The sequence below is a fragment of the Massilia sp. UBA6681 genome (genome assembly GCF_002454935.1).
GTDB lineage: Bacteria > Pseudomonadota > Gammaproteobacteria > Burkholderiales > Burkholderiaceae_D > Telluria > Telluria varians.
The window spans coordinates 45,020-51,574 of the sequence record NZ_DKJX01000110.1 but is presented as its reverse complement, the minus strand read 5'-3'; the positions used below and the strand labels follow the sequence as shown (position 1 = coordinate 51,574).

Below are 6,555 nucleotides of genomic sequence, written 5' to 3'. Positions count from 1 at the left end.
CGCCGCTCGCCAGCACCACGGTCGGCGCCTGCGCGACCACGGCGCCGTCCGCGGCGCGCGCCAGCCATTCGTCGCCGCTGCGTTCCAGGGCGATGCTGCCGGCGCCGAAGCGGCGCACCAGCCGCTCGCCGCAGGACTGCAGCATCGCCTCGCACACGCTGCCGGGACGGGCCCAGCCGCCCTGCGAGAACAACCAGCCGCCGTCGGGCGCCGGCAGCCCCAGCAGCGCCTCGGCTTCGGGAGCTTCGAGCCAGCGCGCGAAATCCGCCGGGTAAAGCGCTTCGCGCGCGATGGCGCGCGAGACTTTGGCGTGGCCAGGGTCGCGCGCGAGTTGAAGCACGCCGCAGGCCTGCCCTTCGATGGCGCCGCCGATGCCGCCCAGCTGGCGCCAGGCGCGCAGCGCATACAGGTAAGCGGCGCGGGTCAGGCGGGTCGGGATATTGTCGTCGCGCGACAGCAGCGGCATGAAGATACCGGCCAGGTTGCCCGAGGCTTCCATCGCCGGCGCCGGGTGGCGCTCGACCAGGGTGACCTGCCAGCCGCGCGCGCACAGGCTGGCGCAGGCGGCGGAGCCGGCCAGCCCTGCGCCGATCACCAGGGCGCGCTTGTGCTCTTGCGGCAGCAACGGCGGCAGCGGCAGGCGCGGCTTGCGGCTGGCAAAGACCGCACGCCTGCCCTCATCGTCGAAGACGAAACCCTGCGCCTGCAGCGCCGCACGCTGCTCGTCCACCAGTCCATCGGCCTCCAGCTGCGCCCCGCTCGCTGCGATGCGCGCCAGCGGCCGCGCGAAAGCGGCGCCGGCGACGTCCTGCAGGAAAAAATGATCAGGCTGCGCACCCAGCTGCGCCAGGGCGGCGTCGAACGGCGCCGCAAGCAGGGTCAGCGTCAGTCGCGGGTCATCCTGCGGAATGCGGTGAAAGCCCGGCAGCAGGCCGTCGGCAAGGGCCACCACGTGCAGCCGCGCGGGACGCTCGGGATCGGCGCGCCAGGCTTCCTGCAGGGCACGCACCCGGGCCCCGTCGCCGTAATGCGTGTCGAACACGGTGTAGCGCTCGCGGCCGCGCCAGTGTGCGCGCAGGTCCACATCAAGCCCCTGCGAAACAGAAGCAGGCCTTGTCGTGGTCGTTCACCACGCCGACACCCTGCAGGTAGGCGTAGATGATGGTCGAGCCGACGAACTTGAAGCCGCGTTTCGACAGGTCTTTCGAGATGCGGTCCGACAGCGCGGTCTTGGCGGGGCGCGATCCGTCCGGCCAATCGTTGACGAGCGGCTTGCCGTCGACCCAGCCCCACAGGTAGGCGTCCAGCGTGAGCCCCTGTTCGCGCATCGCCAGGTAGGCTTTCGCGTTGCCGATCGCGGCCGCCACCTTCAGGCGGTTGCGCACGATGCCCGGGTTGGCCAGCAGCTCGGCCACCTTGGCCTCGTCGTAGGCGGCGATTGTTTGCGCATCCCAGTTGTCGAAGGCCAGACGGTAGCTGTCGCGCTTGTTCAGGATGGTCTCCCACGACAGTCCGGCCTGCGCGCCCTCCAGGTTCAGCATCTCGAACAAGGTCGTCTCGTCGTGGCAGGGCACGCCCCACTCGTGGTCGTGATAGGCGATGTAGCGGGGATTGGCCATGTTGGCCCAGGAGCAGCGGGTCTGGTTCATCCCCGCAGTATAAACCCGCAGCCCCTAGCTGAGGACCTGCCGGTACAGGTCGAGGTAGGCCGCCCCCGCCTTCTCCCAGCTGAAGCGGCTCGCATGCTCGCGGGCACGCCGGGCGCCATCCTCGCGGGCGAAGCGCGCCAGCCCGTTTTCCAGGACCTCGGCCATGTGGTCCGGTTCGAAGCTGTCGAAGTAGAAGGCGGCGTCGCCGCCGACTTCCGGCAGGCTGGTAAAGCGCGACAGGAACACCGGGCGGCCGTGATGCATCGCCTCGATCACCGGCAGGCCGAAGCCTTCGGCGAGCGAGGGGAACAGGAAGGCCTCGCAGTGCGCGTAGTACCAGTCCTTGTCGAACCCGCTGATCGGACCGGTCACCACCACCCGGTCGGCCACGCCGAAGCGCGCCGCTTCCTGCATGATCCTGTCCCGGTAGGCTTCCTTGACCACGCCGGCGATCACCAGGCTCATATCGTTCGCGCGCAGCAGAGGCACGAGCACGTGGAAATTCTTCTTCGGGCAGACCATCCCGACCGCGAACAGGAAGCGGCCTTGCGGCAGGAAGCGCGGCTGGTGTCCCTCGGGCGCCCGGCTCGGATTGGTGCCGTTGTAGATGACCGAGATCTTGTCCTGCGCCTCCGGGAAGAAGCGCAGGATGTCGCTCTTGACGAACTCCGAAATCGCCACGATGCGGTCGACGCCGCGGATCTTGCGGCCCATTCTCCGCAGGTAGCGCTGGTACTTCGCTGTACCCGGCGTGCGTTCGTGCACCTGGTTGAGGTCGTGGACCGTCATCACGGTCCGGGCGCGCACGCGCTCCGGTCCGAAGCGGCAGTACTGGTCGGCGAAGTGGACCAGGTCGAACTCGCGCTTGCGCGGAAACAGCCAGCGGTGATACCTGCGGTGGCCGACGTAGGCTGCCCCCTCGCCCAGGAAGCCGTGCTGCGCGGGATAGGTATAGGCGCTCAGGTCGACGCTGCCCTGCCCCTGCCTGGCCAGCTCCTTCGTCAGGCTGTCGCCGAAGGTGTGCAGGCCGGTATTCTCGAAACGCATGGAATCGAGCGTGATCAGGAGCTTCGGCCTCACGCAGCCGCTTCTTCCATGCGTTGGCCGCGTTGCTGCGCTGAAGTGCTGCGCCACCCGGCGACCACTTGCGCCACCTGGCGCGCGCTGATCGCCTCCATGCAGCGGCAGTGCGCGGCCTCGGTGCAGCTGCCGCAGGCCTGCTCGCCGCAGAGCGACTCGGCACGCTGGCCGAGCGCGCCCCAGCGGGCGATGTCGATCGGCTTGATCGGCGGGAACAGGCCGAGCGTCGGCCTTCCCAGTGCCGCCGCGACGTGCAGCGGTCCGGTGCCGCTGGCGACCAGGCCGTCCGCCATGCCGATCAGCGCGACCAGGCCGTCCAGGTCCACCTGGCCGCACAAGTTGCGTACGTTCGGGCTGGCCAACAGTTCGGGCGCTTCGCGCGCCAGCAGTTCGCCTTCGGCGCGGCTGCCCGTGACCCAGACGGCGATGCCGGGATCCTTGCTCAGCAGCGCGGCCAGTTCGGTATAGCGCGCCAGCGGCCACTCGCGGCCGTTGCCGTTCGACTTGGGGTGCAGGATCAGGTTGAAGCGCGTCGGATCGAAGAGTTGGCCGATGCCGGCCTCGCCAGGCGCCTGCAGGCCGTACAGGGGCCAGATCTCGTCCAGGGCAGGCTGGCGCTCGATGCCGAGCGGCTTGAGCAGGGCGAAGTTCAGCTGGGCTTCGTGCAGGTTGGAGCGCGCCCGGCTGAAGTGCGCCAGGCGGTTGCAGCTGATCCAGTGGTGCAGGCGGTGGCTGCTGCCCACGCGGTTCGGCACGTGGGCGCGCCGCGCGGCGCGGCCGATGGCGCGGTGCGGGAAGGCGAAGATGACGGTGTCGTATTCCCGGTCCTGGAACAGGCGGTCGATGTCCAGTTCTTCCAGCGCCAGCACGCGGTCGACGTGGCGGCAGCAGCGCACCACCGGCGCGGCATAGGCGCGGCACACCATGTCGACCTGGACGCCCGGGATCGCCCCCTTCAGGAAGCCTGCCAGCGGCAGGGTGAGGACGACATCGCCGATGTTGTCCGTGCGGCAGATCAGAATGCGAGACAGGGCAGGATGCATGAAACGGTTTTCCGAAAGACTTCCGGGAGTCTGCGCCCGGCCGGGCCGCTCCCTTCATTGATCCAAAAACTGCAGGCGTAATGCATGGTTATCCCATCTTTACATGTTCTTACCTGCAATACAACCGCTGAGGTGCAAAAGCGACAGGCGCGTGGTGTACCGGCGTTTATTTGCAAAACCCCATTCCAGCTGATCAAACCGCAACATTTTCTCGAATGCCAGCTACCTCAGGGCGCCAGGGCCTGTGCGAGACGGGCCACGCCGGCGCGGATCTCGGATGGCGTGAAGGCCGAAAAGCCCAGCAGCATCCCGGGCGGCGCCGCGCATGCCGGGCCGGCCTGCGGGTGAACATAGTAGGACAACGGGCGCAGGTCGACGCCGGCGGCCAGGGCACGCGCCACGGCCTCGGCTTCGCCCAGCGGACCGGTGATGCGCGCGCAGACGTCCAGGCCGGTGTCCGCCGGGCCGCAGGCCAGCATGCCGCCCAGGCGGCTTGCCAAAGCCTCCATCATGGCGCCGCGGCGCTCGGCATAGGCGTCGCGGGTGCGCCGGATGTGGCGCGCGAAATGGCCTTGCCGGATGAAGTCGGCCAGCACCGCCTGCGGCACCACCGGGCTGTGGCGGTCGACCACCGCCTTCGCCTGCGTCAAAGGTTCGACCAGCGCCGGCGGCGCCACCACATAGCCCAGGCGCAGGCCCGGGAACAGCACCTTGGACAGGGTGCCGACATAGATCACGCAGCCGGCGCGGTCGAGGCTTTGCAGCGAGGCGAGCGGCGGGCCTGTGTAGCGGTACTCGCTGTCGTAGTCGTCCTCGACGATCCAGGCGCGCTTCGCCTCGGCCCAGCGCAGCAGCTCGAGGCGCCGGCCCAGGCTCATGGTCACGCCCAGGGGCAGCTGGTGCGACGGGGTGGCGAACACCATTGCGGCATCCGGATGGTGGGCGGCGGCATGGGCGACGTCCATGCCTTCGGTGTCGACCGGCACCAGGCACATGCGCGCACCGGCCACTTCGAAAGGCGCGGCGGCACCCTGGTAGCCGGGCGACTCCAGCCACACGCCTTCTCCCGGCGCCAGCAGCAGCTGCGCCAGCAGGTACAGGGCCTGCTGCGATCCGGTAGTGACGATGATCTGCTCGGGCGTGCAGCGTACCCCGCGCGAGGCATTCAGGTAGGCGCACAGCAGCTCGCGCAGCAGCGGGTAGCCGGCGGCGGCGCCGTAGCCCAGCGGCAGCTCCCGGCGGCGCCAGTGGTGCGCTTCCAGCTTGCGCCAGACGTCGAAGGGGAACAGGTCCAGGCCCGGCATGCTCGGCCTGAAGGCCCGCAAGGGGCCCTGGTGATGCCGTACCCGCGCCATGCTGGAGGCCATCGCCAGGCCGCGTGCCGGCAGCGGCCGCGGCATGCCGGGCGCGGTGCCGGCAGGGTCTGGTGCCGGACGCGCGGCGGGCAGGCTGGCGTCCACGAAGGTGCCCTGCCCGACTCCGCCGCGCAGGTAGCCTTCGGCCGTCAACTGCTCGTAGGCGGCCAGCACGGTCTGGCGCGACACCCGCAATTGTTGCGCCAGCTCGCGCGTGGCCGGCAGGCGCGTGCCGGGCGCCAGGCGTCCGTGCAGGATGGCCTCCTTCAGCCGCGCATAGAGCTGGCGGAACAGCGGGGTGGCGGCGGCGCGCTCGAGCGGCGCGGCGGCGATCAGGTCGTCGATGTGCATTGGTACGCCCATCTTCGCGCGGATTGGCACTTTGGACAAGCCAAATGGTCTCTTAAGATAAGACCAGACCATCTGGGAGGAAGCATGAAAGAGTTCGAAGCACGGGTGGCCTGGCAGCGCGCCGGCCAGGCTTTCCTGGACGGGCGCTACAGCCGCGCCCATGACTGGCAGTTCGACGGGGGCCTGCAGCTGCGCGCCTCGTCCTCGCCCCTGTCGGTGCCGCTGCCGATGTCCGACCCGGCGGCGCTCGATCCCGAGGAAGCGCTGGTGGCCGCGGCGTCGAGCTGCCACATGCTGTTCTTCCTGTCGCAGGCGCAGCAGCAGGGCTTCATGGTGGACAGCTACGTGGACGGGGCCGTGGGCTTTCTTCACGAAGACGAAGCGAACCGCGTCGCGATGACGCGCATCGAACTGCGCCCGGCCATCGTGTTCGGCGGCGGGCGCCAGCCTTCCGCCGACGAGCTGGACGCCCTGCACCACGCCGCCCACGCGCGCTGCTACATCGCGAACTCGCTCAAGACCGAGGTCGTCGTCATGCGGGCGCGCTGATGTACCTGCCGACCCGAGACCGCCAGCAGGACCCGCGGGCCATGCGCTCGCTCATCAGGGAGCATGCCCTGGGCATGCTCGTCACCCAGCACGGGGGACTGCCGGATGCCGATCACCTGCCCTTCGAATTCGCCGAGGGCGGCAGCGAAGGCCTGGGCCTGCTGCGCGCGCACGTGGCGCGCGCCAACCCGGTGTGGCGCCGCGCCGGCCAGCAGGTGCTGGCCGTCTTTCGCGGTCCCGGCGGCTACGTGCCGCCGGACCAGCAGGAAAAAATCGCCAGCGGCGGCAAGGTGGTGCCGACCTGGGACTACCACGTGGTGCACGTGCACGGGCGCCTGCGCGCGATCGAGGACCCGGGCTGGCTGCTGGACTTCCTGCATGGCCAGACGCGGCACCACGAAGCGGGCCAGCCGCAGCCGTGGTCGGTGACGGATGCGCCGCCAGCTTACATCGACGGCATGCTCAAGGCGATCGTCGGCATCGAGATCGACATCGCACGCATCGAAGGGAAGTGGAAAGGGTGATCTG

At 69.6% G+C, this 6,555-nt stretch carries 7 protein-coding genes; 2 read left to right on the top strand and 5 right to left on the bottom strand.

The features are described from left to right. The 5 genes from mnmC to B2R83_RS20710 form a co-directional block, all read right to left on the bottom strand. On the bottom strand, positions 1 to 1,084 hold a 1,084-nt coding region (gene mnmC, locus B2R83_RS20730), incomplete at its 3' end, for an FAD-dependent 5-carboxymethylaminomethyl-2-thiouridine(34) oxidoreductase MnmC (RefSeq protein WP_292044561.1). A 1-nt stretch (position 1,085) separates the two neighbouring features. Next, positions 1,086 to 1,649 carry a DNA-3-methyladenine glycosylase I gene (locus tag B2R83_RS20725; RefSeq protein WP_292044559.1) on the bottom strand — a complete coding sequence of 188 codons (564 nt, stop codon included), beginning with the start codon at positions 1,647 to 1,649 and terminating at the stop codon, positions 1,086 to 1,088. 24 nt (positions 1,650 to 1,673) lie between these two features. Further along, positions 1,674 to 2,729, bottom strand: a complete 1,056-nt coding sequence (locus B2R83_RS20720; protein WP_292044558.1) for a glycosyltransferase family 4 protein — start codon at positions 2,727 to 2,729, stop codon at positions 1,674 to 1,676. Next, positions 2,726 to 3,772 (bottom strand): glycosyltransferase family 9 protein, encoded by a 1,047-nt coding sequence (locus B2R83_RS20715; RefSeq protein ID WP_292044556.1) that lies wholly within the window; start codon positions 3,770 to 3,772, stop codon positions 2,726 to 2,728. The genes B2R83_RS20720 and B2R83_RS20715 overlap by 4 nt, the downstream gene beginning before the upstream one ends. Before the next feature lie 227 nt (positions 3,773 to 3,999). After that, entirely contained in the window at positions 4,000 to 5,508 is a 1,509-nt protein-coding gene (locus B2R83_RS20710; RefSeq protein ID WP_292044563.1) for a PLP-dependent aminotransferase family protein, read from the bottom strand. A 54-nt stretch (positions 5,509 to 5,562) separates the two neighbouring features. On the opposite strand from B2R83_RS20710, the gene B2R83_RS20705 reads away from it, so the two are divergent. After that, on the top strand, positions 5,563 to 6,027 hold the full coding sequence (locus B2R83_RS20705) for an OsmC family protein (RefSeq protein WP_292044554.1): 465 nt from the start codon (positions 5,563 to 5,565) through the stop codon (positions 6,025 to 6,027). Continuing rightward, positions 6,027 to 6,551: an FMN-binding negative transcriptional regulator gene (locus B2R83_RS20700; protein WP_292044552.1), complete on the top strand. Its 525-nt coding sequence runs from the start codon at positions 6,027 to 6,029 to the stop codon at positions 6,549 to 6,551. The genes B2R83_RS20705 and B2R83_RS20700 overlap by 1 nt, the downstream gene beginning before the upstream one ends. The last annotated feature ends 4 nt before the right edge of the window (positions 6,552 to 6,555 follow it).